Source organism: Pseudoxanthobacter soli DSM 19599, from assembly GCF_900148505.1.
Lineage (GTDB): Bacteria > Pseudomonadota > Alphaproteobacteria > Rhizobiales > Segnochrobactraceae > Pseudoxanthobacter > Pseudoxanthobacter soli.
On the sequence record NZ_FRXO01000003.1, the window covers coordinates 102,768 to 118,434 of the forward strand.

At 69.0% G+C, this 15,667-nt stretch carries 15 protein-coding genes; 6 read left to right on the plus strand and 9 right to left on the minus strand.

The genetic code is table 11. The features are described from left to right. Nucleotides 1–155: 155 nt before the first annotated feature. The 3 genes from BUF17_RS08105 (at nt 156) to BUF17_RS08115 (ending at nt 3,370) form a co-directional block, all read left to right on the plus strand. Nucleotides 156–1,376, plus strand: coding sequence for a phosphopentomutase (locus tag BUF17_RS08105; protein WP_073627473.1), 1,221 nt, complete (start codon nt 156–158; stop codon nt 1,374–1,376). A gap of 69 nt (nt 1,377–1,445) precedes the next feature. Further along, nucleotides 1,446–2,318: a phytanoyl-CoA dioxygenase family protein gene (locus BUF17_RS08110; RefSeq protein WP_210215414.1), complete on the plus strand. Its 873-nt coding sequence runs from the start codon at nt 1,446–1,448 to the stop codon at nt 2,316–2,318. Between the two features lie 83 nt (nt 2,319–2,401). Beyond that, nucleotides 2,402–3,370 carry an Lnb N-terminal periplasmic domain-containing protein gene (locus tag BUF17_RS08115; RefSeq protein WP_073628203.1) on the plus strand — a complete coding sequence of 323 codons (969 nt, stop codon included), beginning with the start codon at nt 2,402–2,404 and terminating at the stop codon, nt 3,368–3,370. Between the two features lie 146 nt (nt 3,371–3,516). Here BUF17_RS08115 and BUF17_RS08120 read toward each other — a convergent pair whose 3' ends face one another. Continuing rightward, complete coding sequence (locus BUF17_RS08120) at nt 3,517–4,401, minus strand: LysR substrate-binding domain-containing protein (RefSeq protein WP_073627477.1); 885 nt, start codon at nt 4,399–4,401, stop codon at nt 3,517–3,519. A gap of 243 nt (nt 4,402–4,644) precedes the next feature. Here BUF17_RS08120 and BUF17_RS08125 point away from each other — a divergent pair, with 243 nt between their 5' ends. Beyond that, nucleotides 4,645–5,031 carry a YjiS-like domain-containing protein gene (locus tag BUF17_RS08125; RefSeq protein ID WP_073627479.1) on the plus strand — a complete coding sequence of 129 codons (387 nt, stop codon included), beginning with the start codon at nt 4,645–4,647 and terminating at the stop codon, nt 5,029–5,031. Between the two features lie 178 nt (nt 5,032–5,209). On the opposite strand, the gene BUF17_RS08130 is transcribed toward BUF17_RS08125, so the two are convergent. From BUF17_RS08130 to tsaD, 5 genes are all read right to left on the minus strand, one after another. After that, nucleotides 5,210–5,689: a GNAT family N-acetyltransferase gene (locus BUF17_RS08130; protein WP_073627481.1), complete on the minus strand. Its 480-nt coding sequence runs from the start codon at nt 5,687–5,689 to the stop codon at nt 5,210–5,212. Between the two features lie 29 nt (nt 5,690–5,718). Continuing rightward, complete coding sequence (locus BUF17_RS08135; protein ID WP_073627483.1) at nt 5,719–7,086, minus strand: glutamate--cysteine ligase; 1,368 nt, start codon at nt 7,084–7,086, stop codon at nt 5,719–5,721. 111 nt (nt 7,087–7,197) lie between these two features. After that, entirely contained in the window at nt 7,198–7,947 is a 750-nt protein-coding gene (locus BUF17_RS08140) for a 16S rRNA (uracil(1498)-N(3))-methyltransferase (RefSeq protein WP_073627485.1), read from the minus strand. A gap of 341 nt (nt 7,948–8,288) precedes the next feature. Continuing rightward, nucleotides 8,289–9,305 (minus strand): NAD(P)H-dependent glycerol-3-phosphate dehydrogenase, encoded by a 1,017-nt coding sequence (locus BUF17_RS08145; RefSeq protein ID WP_073627487.1) that lies wholly within the window; start codon nt 9,303–9,305, stop codon nt 8,289–8,291. Between the two features lie 78 nt (nt 9,306–9,383). After that, a complete protein-coding gene (tsaD, locus tag BUF17_RS08150) occupies nt 9,384–10,460 on the minus strand; it encodes a tRNA (adenosine(37)-N6)-threonylcarbamoyltransferase complex transferase subunit TsaD (protein WP_073627489.1) in 1,077 nt (358 codons plus the stop codon). A gap of 237 nt (nt 10,461–10,697) precedes the next feature. Here tsaD and hemC point away from each other — a divergent pair, with 237 nt between their 5' ends. After that, nucleotides 10,698–11,612, plus strand: a complete 915-nt coding sequence (hemC, locus tag BUF17_RS08155) for a hydroxymethylbilane synthase (protein ID WP_073627491.1) — start codon at nt 10,698–10,700, stop codon at nt 11,610–11,612. Nucleotides 11,613–11,738: 126 nt separating this feature from the next. Here the strand turns inward: hemC and BUF17_RS08160 are convergent, their stop codons facing one another. Further along, the gene (locus tag BUF17_RS08160) at nt 11,739–12,677 is read right to left on the minus strand and encodes a threonine ammonia-lyase (RefSeq protein WP_073627493.1); all 939 of its coding nucleotides are present in this window, start codon (nt 12,675–12,677) and stop codon (nt 11,739–11,741) included. A gap of 73 nt (nt 12,678–12,750) precedes the next feature. Here BUF17_RS08160 and ybiA point away from each other — a divergent pair, with 73 nt between their 5' ends. Further along, nucleotides 12,751–13,257, plus strand: a complete 507-nt coding sequence (ybiA, locus tag BUF17_RS08165; protein ID WP_175563655.1) for a riboflavin biosynthesis intermediates N-glycosidase — start codon at nt 12,751–12,753, stop codon at nt 13,255–13,257. 156 nt (nt 13,258–13,413) lie between these two features. On the opposite strand, the gene BUF17_RS08170 is transcribed toward ybiA, so the two are convergent. Both BUF17_RS08170 and BUF17_RS08175 read right to left on the minus strand, forming a co-directional pair. Further along, a complete protein-coding gene (locus tag BUF17_RS08170; RefSeq protein WP_073627497.1) occupies nt 13,414–14,265 on the minus strand; it encodes an amidohydrolase family protein in 852 nt (283 codons plus the stop codon). Nucleotides 14,266–14,472: 207 nt separating this feature from the next. Further along, nucleotides 14,473–15,525, minus strand: a complete 1,053-nt coding sequence (locus BUF17_RS08175; protein ID WP_073627499.1) for a LacI family DNA-binding transcriptional regulator — start codon at nt 15,523–15,525, stop codon at nt 14,473–14,475. Between the last annotated feature and the right edge of the window lie 142 nt (nt 15,526–15,667).

A 15,667-nucleotide genomic window follows, 5' to 3' on the forward strand; every position in this document is an offset into this window, starting at 1 on the left:
AGATGGATTGCGATATGTCTTCGGTTGTAGTTGGGCGCATGGCGAGACGGCGAAGAGTCCTTTAAAATCCGATCGTGAGCCGATGGAGCCGAGGCTTCGGTGGCGGGAAGAAATTGCAGCCGTTACCGCGCCCGCTGGCGAGTGGAAAATTGATCATGCCCCGTGCCTTCCTCCTGATCCTCGATTCCGTCGGCATCGGCGCGGCCGGTGATGCGGCGGCCTATGGCGACGCGGGGGCCGACACGGTCGGCCATATCGCGGAAGCCTGCGCGGCGGGGCGGGCGGACAAGGCGGGGGTGCGCGCGGGAGCGCTCAGGGTGCCGAACCTCGTGCGCCTCGGGCTCGGGCAGGCGGAAGAGGCCTCCACGGGCCGGACGCCGCCGGGGCTCGAAAGCACCGCGCCGGTGGCGGGACTGTGGGGTTACGGCGTCGAGCGCTCGAAGGGCAAGGACACGCCGTCCGGGCACTGGGAGATCGCCGGCGTGCCGGTGCCGTTCGAGTGGGGCTATTTCCCGACGACCGTGCCGGCCTTTCCGGCCGATCTCGTCGCCGCTATCGTCGAGGAAGCCGGCCTGCCCGGCATTCTCGGCAACTGCCACGCCTCGGGCACCGAGATCATCGAGCGTCTCGGCGAGGAGCACGTCGCGACCGGCAAGCCGATCTTCTACACCTCGGCCGATTCCGTGCTGCAGATCGCGGCTCACGAGACCCGGTTCGGCCTCGAGCGGCTTTACGATCTGTGCCGGATCGCGCGCCGCCACGTCGATCCGCTCAATATCGGCCGGGTGATCGCCCGCCCGTTCGCCGGGGAAAGCGCGGCGACCTTCGCGCGCACCGCCAACCGCCGCGACTATGCCGTGCCGCCGCCGGAACCGACCCTGCTGGACCGCGCCAAGGCCGGCGGCCGCGCGGTGGTCGGCATCGGCAAGATCGGCGACATCTACGCCCATTGCGGCGTGACCGAGGTGGTGAAGGCCGCCGGCAACGACGCGCTGTTCGACGCCACGCTCGACGCGGCGGCGCGGGCTCCCGAGGGCGGGCTCGTCGTCACCAACTTCGTCGATTTCGACATGGTCTACGGCCACCGCCGCGACGTTCCCGGCTACGCCGCCGCGCTGGAGGCGTTCGACCGCCGCCTGCCGGAGTTCACCGGACGGATGCGGCCGGGCGACCTCGCCGTCATCACCGCCGATCACGGCTGCGACCCGACCTTCCGCGGCACCGACCACACCCGCGAGCACGTGCCGATCCTGGCGTTCGGGCCGGGGGTGGAGCCGCGCGCCATCGGCCGCCGCGACAGTTTCGCCGATATCGGCGCCACCCTCGGCCGCTGGCTGGAGCTGCCGCCCGGCCCCCATGGAAAACCGTTTATTTGACGGCTTAGTATAGTCGCGAGGCGGCCGGAGCCGGCCGGCGGCCCTGCTGCGCAGAACCGGAGGCTAATGATGACGCGGCGCTTTCCCTTTCCCCACGACGGGCGGCCTGACCAGGCGATCCGCGACGCCTACAAGGCCGATGGCTTCCTCGTGCTCGAAGGCTTCGCGAGCCGCGAGACCTGCGCGGCGCTGCGCCAGCGGGTGCATGACCTGATCGACGGCTTCGATCCGGAGAGCGTGCGCTCGGTGTTCTCGACGGCCGATCAGGCCCACGCCCGCGACCGTTACTTTCGCGAGTCGGGCGACGAGATCCGCTTCTTCTTCGAGGCACAGGCCTTCGACGCAGACGGCCGGCTGGTGCGCGACAAGCAGGGCGCCATCAACAAGATCGGCCATGCGCTGCACGATCTCGATCCGGTGTTCGCGCCGTTCTCGTACGATCCGCGCCTCGGGAGGCTCGCCAAAGGGCTCGGCCTTGCCGATCCCGGTCTGGTGCAGTCGATGGTGATCGCCAAGCCTGCGTTCATCGGCGGCGAGGTCGGCATGCACCAGGACGCCACCTTCCTCTATACCGAGCCTTCCACCGTGACCGGATTCTGGATCGCGCTGGAGGATGCCACCGCCGAGAACGGCTGCCTGTTCGCGCCGCCCGGCGGCCATCGCACGACGCTGCGCGAGCGCTTCCACTATCGCGGCGACGATCTCGTCAAGACGACGCTCGACCCGGCCCCGCTCGAAGACGAAGTGGGCGTGCCGCTGGAGGCGCCGGAAGGCACGCTGGTGGTGCTGCACGGCCTGCTGCCGCACCGCTCAGGGCCTAACACCTCGCCGCGCTCCCGCCTCGCCTACGCGGTCCATGCCATCGACCGTGCCGCAGGTTGGGCGCCGGACAACTGGCTGCGGCGACGGGCGGACATGCCCGTGCGCGGCTTCGACGCCTGACGATGTCGATGGCGACGCCGCGATCGCCGCTGCCCGGGAACCGGCTCGCCCGCGGCCTTCTTCGTTTCGCATGGCGTAGCGCGATGGCCATCGGCATCGCCGGTAGCGGCCTTTGGGGCGGTTTCGGGCTGTTCTACCGCCTGCCGCTGCCGGACTGGACACGGGTTGCGCTCGCCGTGCTCTGGGCGTGCCTTGCGGTCGCCGCGCTCGTCGCGCTGCTGCGCGGGCACTACTGGCCGGTCGCGGTCTACGCCGCCGCCTTCCTCTGCGTCGGACTTTGGTGGGTGTCGCTGAAGGCGCCGGCGGAGGCCAATTGGCAGCCGGACGTCGCCCGCGCAGCCACCGCGACGATCAAAGGAAGCCGGCTCACGATCCACGGCGTGCGGAATTTCGACTGGATCACGCCGACCGAAGCCGTCGAGAAGTGGGAAGATCGCAGCTACGATCTCGATGCCGTGACGGGCGTCGACCTGTTCTTTTCCTACTGGTCGGGACCGGCGATCGCCCACGTCATCGTGAGCTTCACCTTCGCGAATTCGCCTCCGCTCGCCTTCTCCATCGAAACGCGCAAGACCGTCGGACAGGCCTATTCCACCATCGCCGGCTTCTTCAAAAGCTACGGCCTCGTCATCATCGCCGCAGACGAACGCGACATGATCCGGCTCAGGACCAACGTGAGGGGCGAGGATGTCCGGCTCTATCGCCTGGGCATCGGGCAGCCGAACGCACGGCGACTGCTGGTCGCCTATGCCGAGGCGCTGAACAGGCTGGCGGCGGAACCGAAATTCTACAACACGCTGCGCGACAACTGCACCACGCTCGCCTTCGGCTATGCCGCCGGGATCTGGCCGGAACTCGCCTTCGACTGGCGCGTGCTGCTGCCGGGATACGGGCCGGATTATGCCTACGAGATCAAGGCGGTGGATACGTCGATCCCGCTCGCCGAACTGAAGGAACGGGCGCGGATCGGCCCGGCGGCGCAGGCGGCCGATGCCGATCCCGACTTCTCCGCGCGCATCCGCGAGGGTGTTCCCCGCCCGCTGGTGGAGTAGCCGGAAAACCCGCCGGGCCGCCGTGAACCACTCGGAAAGCGCGGCCTATTCGGCCCGCAAAGCCGTCAAGGGGGCGGCCTATTCGGCCGACAAGGCCCGTGAAGGGGGCAGCCTATTCGGCCGGCATGGCCCGTGAAGAGGGCGACCTATTCGGCCGCCATGGCCACCGAGAGATTGTCGAGCGAGGACACGACGTGCTCGCACAGCGCGTCGATCAGTTGTGAATTCTGCTGCCAGGAGCGCACCAGGGAGATCTCGCAGGGCGGCAGGCGCGGGAAGCCATCGGATTCCGACAGCACGCGCATGCCCGGCCGCAGCGCCGATTCCGGCAGCACGGAGACAGCAAGACCGGCGGTGACCGCCGCGCCGACGGCAGTCGAATTCCAGCTCGAATAGAGCACGCGGTGCGGCCGGCCGGCATTGCTGAGCGCATCGACCGCCGCCACGCGCCAGCAGCAGGTAGTCTGCCCGAGCGCCAGCGGCAGCACATCGACCTCATGTGCGGAGTGGCGGGCCGACGTGACCCACAAGAGCGGCTCCCGCCGCACCACCTGCTCGTTGCCCGATGCCTTCGACGGCACATGGGTGATGATGGCGGCATCGAGCTCGCCCGCCTTGAGGCTGTCGATCAGCATCGCCGTCGGCTGGCAGAGCACCGTGACCTCGACGCGGGGATTGGAGCGGGCGAAGCGCGCGAGAATCTCCGGCAGGAAACGGTCGGCATAATCGTCGGGGATGCCGAAGCGCAGCCGGCCGGTCAGTTCGTGCTCGTCGAAGGCCGCGAGCGTCTCGTCGTTGAGCTGCACGATGCGGCGGGCATAGGCGAGCAGGCGCTCGCCATCTTCCGTGAGACGGGACTGACGGCCATCACGGGAGAAGATCGGCCGGCCGATTCGCTCCTCCAGCCGCCGCATCTGCATCGAGACCGCCGACTGGGTCTTGTGGACCGCATCGGCCGCGCGCGTGAAGCTGCCGGATTCGGCAATCGCGACGAAGGTCCGCAACTGATCGAGATCGAGCACCGGGGCCATGGGCTTCACCTTGGGTTGGACGTCACCTTGTCCTGAAAGGGGGGCTGGCAAGCCGCAAGCCTGCCGGTGCCGGGCATTTGGCGTCTGATTCCGGGCCGCAGCGAACGTCATGCGGCGTTAGATCAACGTCTCTTATGGATAACATTACAAACATTCGTTGGACTGATCAATGTCCCGCGGGCATCGTCCCATTGTCGGCGCAGACATCGTGTCGCCCGACGGTCATCAGGAAGGACCAGGATCATGTTCGCCCCCGCCCCCTCGTCGCGTCTCTCACGGCTCGGTTCCTCCGCCGTCGGCGGTCTGCGCGTGGTGGCCAAGGCCATTGCCGCCTTCCTGGAGGCTGCGCGAAACCGCCGAGAAGCACGCGCACTGCTGACGATGGACGATTGCATGTTGCGCGACATCGGCATCACGCGCGGCGACGTCCATTCCGCGCTCGCCTCGGCGCCACGGCGCGATCCGACGGCCCGGCTGCGTATCCTCGCGGTGGAGCGGCGCGCGGCCGCCAAGGCGGCATTGCGGGAGCGATACCCGGATGCAGGCCTGCTCGACGCCTTCCTCGCGAGCCGCAAGATCGTGCGGGAAAGCCGCGCGACCGACAACTCGGACTGCTCCAATACCCTCTGAACGAACACGGCGGCCCCGGCGCAGGCGGGGGCCGCGGTAGAAACATTTCCGGGCGGACGGACCGCCGACTCGGACGGCGAGATCCCTGAGATCGCGTCGATCCGGACGAATCGGTTCGAACGGGCCGGATTTGCGGCATGACCTCGCGGGGCGGACGGCCCGGCGGGGTCAATCGCGTTCAAGATCCCTCGCGTTTGAGATCTCTATAGAGCACCCGTACGGGCTTTCCGCCGGAAACGGCCGTTTCGGCCTCGCTCCAGCCCGCCTTGCGGTAAAGGCCGGCGGCATCCTCGGTATAGAGCCACAGCCGCTCCACGCCATCGGCGCGCGCCGAGGCTTCCAGCCCGGCGATCAGGCGCAGCGCATGCCCGCGCCCGCGGAATCGCGCCTCGACGAAGAGATCGCCGAGCCACGGCCCGAGATCCGGCCGGCCTTCGAGATCGTTGCTCAGCAGGGAAACCATGCCGACGGGCTCGCCGTCGGCAAGAAGCACCAGCGTTCGGAGCATCGGGGAGCCGGCGGCGAGATGGTCGCGCTCGTAGCGGATCACCTCCTCGACAGGCACGCCGCGCTCCCTGAAGAAGCCGCTCCACCGCCACGTCGCGGTCGTCACGGCCAGATCGGGCCGCTCGCTGGTGGACACGATACGATAGCGCATCTCCCAGCTTGCACCCGGTTCGGAATGGCTCAGAAGGCGTACTCGGCGAAAACCCGGCTGATATCGCCGTTCCAGGCGCCGTCGAACGCCGTCAGCATCCGCCGGGCCGGCGTGCCCTTCTCCAGCGCCTCGTCGAGCGGGGCGAGGAAACCGGTCTCGTCGGCGCCCTCGCGGTTCAGCCGGGCACGGCGGGCAAGGCCGCCGCGGGCGATCTCCACCGCATCGCGGGCGAGATCGCGGACGGTGCGGTTGCGGAACGGCGCATCGAGGCCTTGGCGCGGAACGGCCTGACGCAGCGCCTCGCGCTCCTCGGCGCTCCATTCGCGCACCATCTCGGCCGCCTGGTCGATAGCGGTCTCATCGTAGAGCAGCCCGACCCAGAATGCCGGCAGCGCGACGATGGAGCGCCACGGCCCGCCATCGGCGCCGCGCATTTCCAGGAAGCGCTTCAGGCGCACGTCCGGGAACACGGTGGAGACATGGTTGGTCCAGTCCCCCATGTTCGGGAGTTCGCCGGGCAGCCCCGGAAGCCGGCCCTTGAGGAAGTCGCGGAAGCTCTGGCCGGCGACGTCGATGTAGCGGTCGCCGCGCTTGACGAAATACATCGGCACGTCGAGCACCCAGTCGATATAGCGCTCGAAGCCGAAGCCGTCCTCGAAGGCGAACGGCAGCCCGCCGGCCCGGTTGTTGTCGGTGTCGTGCCAGATCTGGCCGCGGAACGATTCGTAGCCGTTCGGCCGCCCCTCGGTGAACGGCGAGTTCGCGAACAGCGCGGTGGCGACCGGCTGCAAGGCGAGGCCGACCCGCATCTTGCGGACCATGTCCGCCTCGTCGCCATAGTCGAGATTCACCTGGATGGTGCAGGTGCGGTACATCATGTCGAGCCCGAGGGTGCCGACCTTCGGCATGTAGCCGGACATGATGGCATAGCGCGATTTCGGCATCCGCGGCGTTTCGGCCAGCGTCCACGCCGGCGAGAAGCCGAGGCCGAGGAAGCCGATGCCGAGCGGACCGGCGATCTCGCGCACCTGGGCGAGGTGGGCATTCGTTTCCGCGCAGGTCTGGTGCAGGGTTTCGAGCGGCGCGCCGGATAGCTCGAACTGGCCGCCCGGTTCCAGGCTGATGGCGCCGCCGCCGGTAGGATCGACCAGCCCGATGATCTTGCCGGCATCGAGAATCGGCTCCCAGCCGAGCAATCCCTCCATGCCGCGCAGCAGTTTCTCGATGCCCCGCGGCCCCTCGTAGGCGACAGGGGAGAGATCGCTCACATGAAAGCCGAACTTCTCGTGCTCGGTGCCGATGCGCCAGCGCTCGCGCGGCTTGGAGCCGTCTTCGAACCAGGCGATCAGGGCATCCATGCCTTCGATCGGGGAATTGTCGAGGGTATCACGCGCCATGGAACCGGCCGGCTGTCACGAGGGAACGGGACGAGGGGCGAACCCGCCCGGCCCGGAGCGCCGCACGATAGCGACAGAGCGCGTTGGGTACAAATGCCATTTCCATACCCCCTACTGCCAGTCGCCGAGCACGGCCTGCACCACCGCCAGCGCCGCCACCGCCGCCGTATCGGCCCGGAGAATGCGCGGCCCGAGCGGAATGGCCGTGACGAACGGGGCGGCCCTGAGGCGCGCACGCTCCTCCTCGGAGAACCCGCCCTCGGGGCCGATCAGCACCGCGAGCGGACCGCGCGGCAGCGCGGAGAGCACCGGCAGGGGGTTCGCCCCGGCGTCGCCCTCGTCGCAGAACACGATCCGGCGGCCGGGTTCCTCGACCGGCCAGCGGTCGAGCAGCGCGCCGAACTCCGCGGTCTCCAGCACCGAGGGCACGGCGATGACGCCGCATTGCTCGCACGCCTCGATGACGTTCGCGCGCATCCGGTCGAGATTGACCCGGCTCGCCTGGGTGCGCCTCGTCATCACCGGGCGCAGCCGGCCCGCACCCATCTCCACCGCCTTCTGCACGCCGTAATCGAGGCGGGCGTGCTTCAGCGGCGCGAACAGGAAATCGATGTCGGGCACCGGCGTCTGCGGACGGGTTTCGGCCTCCACGGCGAGGCGGCACCGCTTGCGGTCGGCATCCGCCACCACGGCGCGCCATTCGCCGTCGCGGCCGTTGAACACGAGAAGCCCGTCGCCCGCGCGCTTGCGCAGCACATTGAGGAGATAGTTCGCCTGATCGCGCGTCGCTTCGATCTCCGCCCCGGCGGCGAGCGGCGCCTCGACGAACAGGCGGGTGGAAAGGAAATCGGCGCGTGCCATGGCGGATCCTGTCGAAACGCGGGTCGTGTCGGAACGAATGCGGCGGCGCTCGGGCCTTCGCATCCGGAACGATTTGCTGCCGACCGGACGGTCTCATCCGATCGCGATGCGCTCTAGAGCATAACCCGTTCAGATCGAACCGATCTGGACGACAAGGATATGCTCAAGCTTTTGAATCTGGAGCGATTTCTTGTCGATCTGATGATTCCATCAGATCGGAAAGCGCTCTGGAGCATATCCCGTTCAGATCGAACCGATCTGAACGACAAGGATATGCTCAAACTTTTGAATCTGGAGCGATTTCTTGTCGATCTGATGATTCCATCAGATCGGAAAGCGCTCTAGGCGTGCTCGCGCTTGAGCGGGCGGGCGAGGAGGCCGGCCATCACCTCGTCCACGGACACCCGGCCCTCGACCAGCGCGGCGACCGCCTCGGTCACCGGCAGGTCGACGCCGAGGCGACGGGCGATGGCAACGGCGACCGGAGCGGTCTTGGCGCCTTCGACCAGAGGGCCGGATTCGTCCGGTCCCTCGACCGCGCGGCCTTCACCGAGCGCGATGCCGTAGGCGAAGTTGCGCGACTGCCGGCTCGACGTGGTGAGGAACAGGTCGCCGAGCCCCGACAGGCCGGTGAGCGTCTCCGCCCGCCCGCCGAGGGCAACGGCGAGGCGGACGAGTTCGGCAAAGGCGCGGGCGACCAGCGCGGCCTGGGCGCTGGCGCCGAGGCCGCGGCCGACCACAACGCCGCTCGCGATGGCGAGCACGTTCTTCAGCGCGCCACCGACCTCGACACCGATGACGTCGTCGGAGGCGTAGGGGCGGAACGAGGGGCCGGCGAAGGCGGCGGCAACGGCATCGGCCATCCCGATATCGGCGGCGGCGACGGTGACGGCGGTCGGAAGGCCCCGAGCGACGTCGGCCGCGAAGCTCGGTCCCGAAAGCACCGCCGGCACCGCGGCGGGCGCGACTTCGGCGAGCACGTCGGCGAGAAGCCGGCCGGTGCCGGCCTCGAAGCCCTTGGCGGAAAGCACGACGGGGGTTCCCGGCCGCAGCCGGCCCGCGAGGTCGGCCGCGACGGCCCGGGTCGTCTGCGCGGGCGTGGCGAGCACCACGAGGTCGCAGCCGGCCGCCTCGTCGAGATCGAGGGTCGCCGCGACCGGCGGATCGAGCCGGATGCCCGGGAGATGGCGCGGGTTTTCGCGGGAGAGATTGATGGCCGTGACGGTCGCGGGATCGCGCGCCCACAACAGCGGCCGCCGCCCGGCGCGGGCCACCGCGAGCGCGAGCGCTGTGCCCCACGCCCCACCGCCGACGATGCCGACGGTCTCGACCTGCGGCGCCGGTTCAGGATGCGTCATCGGCGACCTCCACTTGGCGGCCATCGCGACCGGCGAGACACCGGGGACCGGCTTGGGCTGCAAGGGTCACCGCGCGCATCAGACCTTGGCTCCGAGGCGGCCGTGGCCGACGACCGGCACCGCCCGCTGGTCGAGCGGCCACCGCGCCCGCACCGGGACGTCGAGCCCGTCTTCGAGGCCTAGCGCCATGCGCTCGGCGCCGGCCCAGGCGACCATCACGCCGTTGTCGCCGCAGAGCGCCAGCGGCGGAGCGACGAAGGTGCCGCCCGCCTGAGCGGCCGCCGCCTGCAGCGCGGAACGGATGGCGCCATTGGCGGCGACGCCGCCGGCCACCACGAGGACCGGTTCCGCGACGCCGGTTTCGGCGCGGAAGCGGACGAGCGCATCCCGGGCACGCGCAGCGACGATGCCGGCGACCGTCGCCTGGAACGAGGCGCAGAGATCGGCGACGTCCGCGGGCGAGAGCGGCGCCGCGCGTTCGGCCGCGAGCCGCACCGCGGTCTTGAGCCCCGCAAACGAGAAATCGAGCCCGGCGCGGCCGATCAGCGGTCGCGGCAGGGTGAACCGCGTCGCATCGCCGGAGGCCGCGGCGCGTTCCACCGCCGGGCCGCCGGGATGGCCGAGGCCGAGAAGCTTCGCCGTCTTGTCGAATGCCTCGCCGAGCGCATCGTCGATGGTGGTGCCCCAGCGCTCGTAGTCACCGACGCCGCGCACCGCGAGAATCTGGGTGTGGCCGCCGGACACGAGCAGCAGCAGATAGGGGAACGCCACATGGTCGGTGAGCCGCGCCGTCAGCGCGTGGGCCTCGAGATGATTCACGGCGACGAACGGCTTGCCGGCGGCGAAGGCGATGGCCTTGCCGGTCATGGCGCCGACCATCAGCCCGCCGACGAGGCCGGGGCCGGTGGTGGCCGCCACGGCATCGATGTCGGCAAGCGGAATGCCGGCCTGAGACACGGCCTCCGCCACCACGCGGTCGAGCAGGGCGACATGGGCGCGGGCAGCGATTTCAGGCACCACGCCGCCGTAGGGGGCGTGATCCTCGAGCTGCGCGCGAACGACATTGGACAGCACGGTGCCCGCGCCGTCTGCGTCGCGGCGCACGATTCCGGCCGCCGTCTCGTCGCAACTCGTCTCGATGCCGAGAACGATCATGACTGCTCCTCGATGCCGTCCGCCGCACCCCGGCGGCAGACGCCCGTCCACTCGACCATGCCGGGATGCCGGCCCCGGGAAAGATCCGAGGTGGACAAGGGCACGGCGCCCGTTCCAAGTTGCGCCACTCGCGACGTCCTGCGTCGTGCGCGCACCTGACGGTCGCGCATAGCGCGAACGCCGCTCTTGTCGCAACACGGCGCCTCGCCCGAGGCCCTAACAAATCGACCCCGGCACGTGCAAACGAATAAGCTGCGCATCGGCACCCGCGGAAGCCCGCTCGCGCTCGCCCAGGCTCATATGGTCGAGGCCGCCCTCGCCGCCCAGGGGGTGGAGACGGATATCGTCGTGATGTCCACGGCCGGCGACCGCATCACCGACCGGCCGCTGACGGAGATCGGCGGCAAGGGCCTGTTCACCCAGGAAATCGAGGACGCGCTTGATGACGGGCGCCTCGACCTCGCCGTGCATTCCGCCAAGGATATGCCGACTGCGCTGCCGGCCGGTCTCGGCCTTGCCGGCTACCTGAAGCGGGAGGACGTGCGCGACGCGCTCGTCACGATCGACGGCCGCACCCTCGCCGACCTTCCGGCGGGCGCCGTGGTCGGCACCGCCTCGCTGCGGCGCGGCGCGCTGCTGCGCCGGCTTCGGCCGGATCTTCGCGTGGAGGTGTTCCGCGGCAACGTCCAGACGCGGCTCGCCAAGCTCAGGGCGGGCGTGGTCGACGCCACGCTGCTGGCGCTCGCGGGTCTGAAGCGGCTTGGACTGGAGGAGGTCGCCACCGAGATCCTCGATGTCGCGCTGTTTCCCCCGGCAGTCGGCCAGGGGGCCATCGCGATCGAGACCCGGCTCGGCGACGAACGGGTGGCGCGGTTCCTCGCCCCGGCGCTCGACGGCGACACGGCGATCGCGCTTGCCGCCGAACGCGCCTTCCTCGCGGCGCTCGACGGCTCGTGCCGCACGCCGATCGCCGGCCACGGCATCGTCGAGGGGGACCGGCTGAGGTTCCGGGGGCTGATTCTCACCCCCGACGGCAGCCGCTTCCACGAGACCGAGACCGAGACGACCACCGAGGACGCGGCCCTCACGGGCCGGCGCGCCGGCGACCTGCTGCGCGAACGCGCCGGGCCGGGCTTCTTCGACCCGGCCTGACGGTCGGTCGCCTCAGAGCATAACCCGTTCAGATCGTATCGATCTGAACGACAAGGATATGCGCAAGCTTTTGAATCTGGCGCGATTTCTTGTCGATCTGATGAGTCCATCAGATCGGAAAGCGCTCTAGACGAGCGCGTCCTTGCCGGCGCCGCAGACGAGGGCGCAGACCTTTTCCCCGGGCTTCAGCGCGATCTTGCCGGAGCGGATGCCGGCGATCGCCGCCGCGCCGCTGAGGTCGGCGGCGAGCCCCATCTCCGACCACAGCCACTTCGCGGCGGACAGCATCTCCTCGTCGTCGACGAGCACGATGTCATCGACCGCCTCGTCGACGATGGCGAACACCGCCTCGTCGGTACGGCCGCAGGCCATGGTGGCGACGCGGGTGGTGACGGCCGGCAGGCGCACGACGTGGCCGGCCTGCCGCGAGGCGAGCAGAGTGGGCGAACCCACCGGCTCGATGCCGATGATCCGCACGGAGGGCTTCAGCGCCCGGATGGCGCTCGCCATACCGGAGATGAGCCCGCCGCCGCCGATGGCGACGAGCAGGGTTTCGACATCCAGCATATCGGCCAGGATCTCCAGCGCCACGGTGCCCTGCCCCGCCATCACCGCCGGATCGGCGAAGGGATGGAAGAACACGGCGTCGTTTGCGGCGGCATAGGCCTGGGCCTCGCGGTTGGCATCGTCCCAGACATTGCCGACGACGCGGACATCCGCGCCCCAGCCGCGCAGGCGCTCGAGCTTGTCCGGCGTCACCGTCTTCGGCACGAAGATGATACCGGGAACACCGGCCTGGAAGGCTGCACGCGCGGTGGCAAGCCCGTGGTTGCCGCCCGACGCGGTGACGATGCCGTTGGCAAGCGCCTCCGGGGGGGTGGTGAGAAGCCGGTTGGTCGCGCCGCGCACCTTGAACGAGCCGGTGGGCTGGAGGCATTCGAGCTTCAGCCAGAGGTCGGCCTCGGTCACCGGCTCGCGCAGGGCCGTCGCCTGCATCAGCGGCGTGCGCCGCACGAAGGGGGCGATGCGGCGCGCCGCATCCTCGATCGCGGAGAGTTCCAGCACGCACGGCTCCTCTGGATTACGTAATCGATTGCCCTTGGGGATAGGGCAGATTATCCTGCCCGGCAAGACGAGAATGCGCGCCAGGCCGGTGCCGGGCGACGGAGCCGACGGAACCCCGATGGACGAGATCCGCTTCTACGATCCGCGCGTCGGCGCCCACGCGGCGCTGAGCAATCTCCATCCGCGAGCGATGGTGTTCGAGGGCACTCTCTATCGCACCCCGGAGCACGCCTTCCAAGTGGCGAAGGCCGCCTCGGCGGAGATGAAGGCTTGGCTCGCCGCCGCCCCGACGCCGGAACTTGTGGCGGTCGCCGGCGACAATCTCGTGCCGGAGGACGTGGTACCGGGGTGGGAGGACGACCAGCTTCGGGTGATGGAGCGGATCGTCACGGCGAAGTTCACCGAGGCCGAAGACCTGAAGGCGCTGCTTCTCAACACCGGCACCGCGAAGATCGTGGAATGGGCGCCGGAGGACGGCGAGGTCGCGCGCTTCTGGGGCGAATACAAGGGCGAAGGGCAGAACTGGCTCGGCCGCATCCTGATGGATTTGCGCGAGCGGCTGAGGGCGGAGGCGGCGTAATCCGCCGTCCAGCACGACGTCAGGCCCGCTTCGAGCCGGAGGATTTCTAGAGCATATCCCGTTCAGATCGAACCGATCTGAACGGGATATGCTCTAGCCATTGAATCTGGAGCGATTTCTTGTCGATCGGATGATTCCATCCGATCGGAAAGCGCTCTAAAGGCGGTAAACCCGGATGGCGTTGTCGCGATAGAACGCGCGCCGCTCGGCCTCGCTGCATCCCTCGATAATCCGGTCGAGAGTCGCAACCCAGCCGGTGAAGCTGTCGGACAGGTTCATGACCGGCCAGTCGCTGGCGAACAGGCAGCGGTCGAGCCCGAAGCTTTCGACGGTGTGGTCGATGTAGGGGCGGATGGCTTCGAACGTCCACTCGGCGTGGTCGGCCTCGGTGGTGATGCCGGCCAGCTTGACCACGACGTTCGGCAGGGCGGCGATGGCGCGCAGGTCATCGGCCCAGGGTGCCCACTCGCCGGCCGCGATCGACGGCTTGGCGATGTGGTCGAGCACGAACGTCACCTCCGGGCAGCGCCGGACGAGTTCGGTGGCATCCGTGAGCTGGCTGTTCTTGATGCAGATATCGAACGGCAGGCCGTGTTCGGCCAGAAGCCGGACGCCCTCGACGAAGCCGGGCTGCAGGCACCAGCCCGGCTCGGCGCGGTTCTGGATCTGGCGGCGGATGCCCCGGAGCGGCGCGGCGGCCTTCAGCGCCTCGATCTCCTCCTCGACGGCACGGCCGCGTTCGACGAGCGCTGAAGCGACCACACCGGCGATGCGCGGCTCGTCCGCGGCGAGGCCGGCGATGAAGCGGGCTTCGTCGAAACGGTGGCGCTCCTCGGCATCGACCTCGACGAACACCAGCTTCTCGACGGCGACCGCGCCGGTGGCATCGGCATAGTCGGGCGGCAGGTGGCGCCCCTTGATGCCGGGCACGCCGTCGAGCCAGGGATAGGAGAGCCGCGCCGGATCGTAGAAGTGGACGTGGGCATCGACGACCGCGAACTCGGGCATGGATTGTGTCTCCAAAGAGGCACCGCAGCACCGCGGACGGCTTTGCGGCTGGAGCATATCCCGTTCGGATCGAACCGATCTGAACGACAAGGATATGCTCAAGATTTTGAATCTGGAGCGATTTCTTATCGATCTGATGAGTCCATCAGATCGGAAAGCGCTCTAACGGCGACGCCGCCGGCCGTGGAAGCCGGCGGGGAGGGATCATCAGCGCTTCAGGTCCGGCGTCCCGTCGGGAACGGTCCTGAGCGGGCGGGTGCTGTCGCGCACGATCAGTTCGGTTTCGAGCAGGAAGCGTTCCGGCGGCAGCGGCTCATCTGCGGCGATCCGCTGCAGCAGCCGCTCAGCCGCCGCCCGGCCGATGGCATAGGCCGGCTGGGCGACCGCGGTGATGCGCGGATTGAAGATCGCATACCATTCGAGATCGTCGAACCCGACCACGGAGACGGTCTCCGGAATGGCGAGCGCGGCATCGTGCAACGCGGCGAGCGTGCCGATGGTCATCATGTTGTTGGAGGCGAAGAACGCCGTCGGCACGAGGCCGGTATCGAGCAGCGCCGTCACCGCGGCGCGGCCGCCTTCGTAGGTGGAATCGGCCTTGAGCATCAGGTCGGCGGGCGGCGTCAGGCCGCGACGGCGGAAGGCTGTCTCGTAGCCCTCTAGGCGCTGGCGGTCGAACGACGCCTCGATCGGACCCGACACGATGGCGATATCGCGGTGACCGAGATCGAGCAGGTGGTCGACGGCCGTCTCGGCGGCGAGCCGGTTGTCGATGGCCACCACGTCGGTCTCGACGTCCGGCAGCTCCGAATCGACCAGGATGATCTTCAGGCCGCGGCCGATGGCCTCGCGGATATGCTCCCCGGTGCCAGCGGAACTCGCGAGGATGACGGCATCGACCTGCTTTTCCGACATCAGCCGCAGCAGACGCTTCTCTTCCTCTACGGTATTGCCGGAATTGCCCAGGAGCACGCCGTAGCCGGCGGCGCTCAGCGCATTCTCGACGCCGCTCGCGAGCCGGCTGAAGAACGGGTTGGAGATGTCCGCGAGGATCAGCCCGACCGAATGGGTATATTGCACCCGAAGGCTGGCGGCGACCGCGTTGACGACGTAGCCGAGCCGGGAGGCGACGGTGCGGACCCGCTCTTCGGTTTCGCGCGAGGTCGACCCTTTCAGGCCTGCGAACACGCGGGAGACGGTCGCGGTCGAGACGCCCGCCTCGCGCGCCACATCCTGCATCGTCGGTCGTCTGGGAGCCATGAAATCCCGCCCTGCAATCGATTACCCCGTAATCCCATCCGCCCCGCGCGGCAAGCCCACGGCGGTGAAAATGGCATACTGATCGGCATACCGGGAAGGTCTTTCGCATTGGAACGGCGCAGCCGATGAGCATGCGTGAATT

Excerpts from the sequence above, each read along its gene's own strand:
- BUF17_RS08105 (WP_073627473.1), top strand. The coding sequence starts at position 156 with ATGCCCCGTGCCTTCCTCCTGATCCTCGATTCCGTCGGCATCGGCGCG.
- BUF17_RS08110 (WP_210215414.1), top strand. The coding sequence starts at position 1,446 with ATGACGCGGCGCTTTCCCTTTCCCCACGACGGGCGGCCTGACCAGGCG.
- BUF17_RS08115 (WP_073628203.1), top strand. The coding sequence starts at position 2,402 with ATGGCCATCGGCATCGCCGGTAGCGGCCTTTGGGGCGGTTTCGGGCTG.
- BUF17_RS08120 (WP_073627477.1), bottom strand. The coding sequence starts at position 4,401 with ATGGCCCCGGTGCTCGATCTCGATCAGTTGCGGACCTTCGTCGCGATT.
- BUF17_RS08125 (WP_073627479.1), top strand. The coding sequence starts at position 4,645 with ATGTTCGCCCCCGCCCCCTCGTCGCGTCTCTCACGGCTCGGTTCCTCC.
- BUF17_RS08130 (WP_073627481.1), bottom strand. The coding sequence starts at position 5,689 with ATGCGCTATCGTATCGTGTCCACCAGCGAGCGGCCCGATCTGGCCGTG.
- BUF17_RS08135 (WP_073627483.1), bottom strand. The coding sequence starts at position 7,086 with ATGGCGCGTGATACCCTCGACAATTCCCCGATCGAAGGCATGGATGCC.
- BUF17_RS08140 (WP_073627485.1), bottom strand. The coding sequence starts at position 7,947 with ATGGCACGCGCCGATTTCCTTTCCACCCGCCTGTTCGTCGAGGCGCCG.
- BUF17_RS08145 (WP_073627487.1), bottom strand. The coding sequence starts at position 9,305 with ATGACGCATCCTGAACCGGCGCCGCAGGTCGAGACCGTCGGCATCGTC.
- tsaD (WP_073627489.1), bottom strand. The coding sequence starts at position 10,460 with ATGATCGTTCTCGGCATCGAGACGAGTTGCGACGAGACGGCGGCCGGA.
- ybiA (WP_175563655.1), top strand. The coding sequence starts at position 12,751 with ATGCGCGCCAGGCCGGTGCCGGGCGACGGAGCCGACGGAACCCCGATG.
- BUF17_RS08170 (WP_073627497.1), bottom strand. The coding sequence starts at position 14,265 with ATGCCCGAGTTCGCGGTCGTCGATGCCCACGTCCACTTCTACGATCCG.
- BUF17_RS08175 (WP_073627499.1), bottom strand. The coding sequence starts at position 15,525 with ATGGCTCCCAGACGACCGACGATGCAGGATGTGGCGCGCGAGGCGGGC.